Source organism: Methylobacterium komagatae, assembly GCF_042661665.1.
Taxonomy (GTDB): Bacteria; Pseudomonadota; Alphaproteobacteria; order Rhizobiales; family Beijerinckiaceae; genus Methylobacterium; species Methylobacterium komagatae.
In genome coordinates, this window is sequence record NZ_JBHSWN010000002.1 from 1 (window position 1) to 1260 (window position 1260).

Consider the following 1260-nt stretch of genomic DNA (forward strand, 5'->3'; position numbering starts at 1 on the left):
GATCCGCCCCCAATGAAGTGGTCCGCCCTTTGGTATGGCTTTGAGCCTGGAGGACGGATCGATGTCGAGGAAGCGACCCAAGCCTGAGGAGATCGTCGCCAAGCTGCGGCAGGCGGACGTGCTGGTCGGGCAAGGCCAGAGCGTGGCGGAGGCGATCCGCGCGATCGGCGTGAGTGAGGTGACCTACTACCGCTGGCGGCGTGAGTACGGCGGCCTGAAGTCGGATCAGGTCCGGCGGATGAAGGATCTGGAGACGGAGAACCAGCGGCTCAGAAAAGCCATCGCCGATCTCACCCTGGACAAGCTGATCCTGCAGGAAGCCGCCCGGGAAACTGACCAGCCCCGCGCGCCGACGCGCCTGCATCGAGCATGTCCGGACCGTGCTGAAGGTCTCCGAGCGTCGGGCCTGCAAGGCACTCGGGCAGCATCGCTCGACACAGCGCAAGGCGCCGCGGGGCAAAGATGACGAGGCGGCGCTCGTCGCCGAGCTGATCGAATTTGCCCGTAGCTACGGGCGCTACGGCTATCGGAAGGTCGCCGCCCTACTGCGGGCGGACGGCTGGCTGGTCAACGACAAGCGGGTCGAGCGCCTATGGCGGCAGGAGGGGCTGAAGGTCCCGGCCCGCCAGCCCAGCGCGCACGGCTGTGGGACGGGGATGGTTCCTGTATCCGGCTGCGCCCGGAGCACCGCAATCACGTCTGGTCCTACGACTTCGTCGAGACGCGCACCCACGACGGGCGCAAGTTCCGGATGCTCAACGTCCTCGACGAGTTCAGCCGCGAGTGCCTGGCCATCCGAGTGGATCGCAAGCTCAAGGCGGCCGACGTGATCGATGTGCTGTCCGACCTGTTCATCCTGCGCGGCGTGCCGGCGCACATTCGGTCAGACAATGGTCCGGAGTTCATCGCCAAGTCGGTGCAGTCCTGGATTGCGGCCGTTGGCGCAAGGACGGCCTACATCACCCCTGGTTCGCCGTGGGAGAACGGATATGTCGAGAGCTTCAACGCACAGATACGCAACGAGCTGCTGAATGGCGAGATTTTTTACACGCTCAAGGAGGCGCAGATCATGATCGAGGGCTGGCGACGGCACTACAATACGGTTCGGCCGCATGGCGCATTGGGCTACCGGCCGCCAGCGCCAGAGGTGTTCGTGCCAGCTATAGCCGCTAGGCCGGCTGCACCGGCCAAGCTCGCCGTGGTCCAGCGACCAACCCTGCACTAACTTTGACCTTGGACCACCTCGTGGGGGCCGATCAC

1 pseudogene is annotated in these 1260 nt (G+C 65.2%); it reads left to right on the top strand.

The annotated features are described in order from the left end of the window. The first annotated feature begins 61 nt into the window (after positions 1–61). Positions 62–1225, top strand: a pseudogene (locus ACFQE0_RS27425) (IS3 family transposase). Positions 1226–1260 lie beyond the last annotated feature (35 nt).